The 2,037-nt window shown below is 68.0% G+C and carries 3 protein-coding genes; 2 read left to right on the top strand and 1 reads right to left on the bottom strand.

What is annotated here, in order from left to right; translation table 11 throughout:
• Both WCB02_RS34635 and WCB02_RS34630 read left to right on the top strand, forming a co-directional pair.
• Positions 1 to 797: glycosyltransferase (locus WCB02_RS34635; RefSeq protein WP_423965708.1), on the top strand; the 797-nt coding region annotated here is incomplete at its 5' end.
• 1 nt (position 798) lies between these two features.
• Complete coding sequence (locus tag WCB02_RS34630; RefSeq protein WP_423965705.1) at positions 799 to 1,608, top strand: class I SAM-dependent methyltransferase; 810 nt, start codon at positions 799 to 801, stop codon at positions 1,606 to 1,608.
• On the opposite strand, the gene WCB02_RS34625 is transcribed toward WCB02_RS34630, so the two are convergent.
• A partial coding sequence (locus tag WCB02_RS34625) for a RibD family protein (protein ID WP_423965703.1) occupies positions 1,569 to 2,037 on the bottom strand: 469 nt, incomplete at its 5' end. The genes WCB02_RS34630 and WCB02_RS34625 overlap by 40 nt on opposite strands.

Genomic DNA, 2,037 nt, shown 5'->3' with positions numbered 1-2,037 from the left:
AGCTTGCCGGCCGCAACCCGGTGCTGGCGCTGGTGCATCATCCGTTGGCGCTGGAATCGGGATTGTCCACGGAGCAATGCGTCGCGTTGCAGAACAGCGAACGGGCGGCGCTTGCGGCGGTGCGCGGTGTCGTCGTCACCAGCTCGGCGACAGCGCGGCTCGTCATCGCCGATTACGGCGTGCCGGCCGAGCGAATCACTGTCGCAAAGCCGGGGAGCGATCGCCCACCGCCGGCGCAAGACAGAGACCGCGACGCCGTGGTGCGGCTGCTGTCGGTTGGCTCGGTCATCCCGCGCAAGGGATTCGATGTGCTGACCGCCGCGCTGGCTACGCTCACCGACCTGTCATGGCGGCTGACGATCGCGGGCGACCTCACGCGCGACCGCAGCGCCGCCGCGCAGCTCGAAGCCGACATTGAGCGTCACGGACTGCGAGACCGCATCGTCGCAACCGGCGCGGTATCGCCGGAGCACCTGGCTGCGCTCTACGAACAGGCCGACGCATTCGTGCTCGCCTCCCGTTTCGAAGGCTACGGCATGGCGTACGCCGAGGCCATCGCGCACGGCCTGCCTGTGGTCGGCAGCGATGCCGGCGCGATCCCGGAGACGGTCTCGCCCGACGCGGGACTATTGGTCCCCTCCGGCGATGTCACCGCGCTCGCGCGGGCGCTGCGCCGCATCATCGCCGATATCGATCTGCGCGGATGCATGGCCCGTGCCGCACGCGCGGCGGCGCCGCTGCTTCCGACCTGGCGACAATCCGCGGAGATTCTTGTCCGCGCGTTGGAGACACTCTGAGATGGGCACCTTCTCCGCCGATTGGCTGGCGCTCCGCGAACGCTATGATCTGCGCGCGCGCAGCCCGGTGGTGCTCGAAGCGGTCACGAGCTTTTTCGCGCGTCGGACCTCGATCCGAATTGTCGACCTCGCCTGCGGCACCGGCTCGACCCTGCGCGCCCTGACATCGCGACTGCCGGCACGGCAAAGCTGGACCCTCATCGACCATGATGCGGGCCTGCTCGCGCGCGCGGCTTCGACGCCGACAGAAGGGGATATCGCGGTTGCCGTCATGCCGCTCGATCTCAATCATGATCTCGAAGCCGCGCTGGCGGGCACGGTCGACCTGATCGTCATCTCGGCCCTGCTCGACCTGGTTTCGGAAGGCTGGCTCAACAGCCTCGCCGCGGCCCTCACCGCGCGCGCGATCCCGTTTTACGCTGCACTGAGCTATGATGGCCGGGTGGCCTTCATGCCACCCGATCCGTTCGATGCCGCAATCATCAACGCCGTCAACGCCCATCAGCACACCGACAAGGGCTTTGGGCCGGCGCTCGGACCGGCGGCCGCTCATGTCGCTCCCGCCTGCTTCGAGGCGCATGGCTACGCGGTTATCGCCGGCGCATCAGACTGGGTGATGGGGCCAGCGGATCGCGACATCCAGACCGAACTCCTGCACGGCTGGGCAAGCGCCGCGCAGGACATCGGCGCTCTGTCAGCCGACGACATCGCGGCCTGGTTGACACGACGGCGCAGCATGATTGCCGACGGATGCTCCTCATCCCTCGTCGGTCATGTCGACTTTTTCGCGGTGCCGAGCGCGACCCGTTGAGCCGACAGATCGCAGTCGAACAGCACATCGTCCTCGACACGATACACTCGCATCGGCATACGCTGAGCGTCGTCGGCGCGTTCGAGCGGTGGCAGGATCAGGCCAGGGCCGCCGCCACCGAGGATGATCGGCGCGACCGTGACATGCAACCGGTCCAGGCAACCAGCCGCCAGGAATCGCGAGACGGTGTTGGCGCCGCCTTCGACCAGGATCCGGCGCAGGCCACGATCGGCCAACGCGGCAAGAATAGCGGGCGGGGCGATATGTCCATCGACGGCCGGTAGCGTAATGACTTCGACGCCGCGGGGTGGCGCGCAGCGCGACCCCTGCGCCGCGATCACCACGCGACGGACGCCATTATCGGTGAACAACCTTGCGTCGGCCCCAAGCCGGCCCTTCGGATCGACCACCACGCGCACCGGATTCGGC

The sequence above is a fragment of the Bradyrhizobium sp. genome (genome assembly GCF_049581145.1).
Classification (GTDB): domain Bacteria; phylum Pseudomonadota; class Alphaproteobacteria; order Rhizobiales; family Xanthobacteraceae; genus Bradyrhizobium.
Note: the sequence above shows the minus strand (reverse complement) of the source record. Positions and strands in the feature narration are given on the sequence as shown.

What these genes read in the sequence shown, in the direction of transcription:
- WCB02_RS34630 (WP_423965705.1), top strand. Translation starts at nt 799, where the DNA reads ATGGGCACCTTCTCCGCCGATTGGCTGGCGCTCCGCGAACGCTATGAT.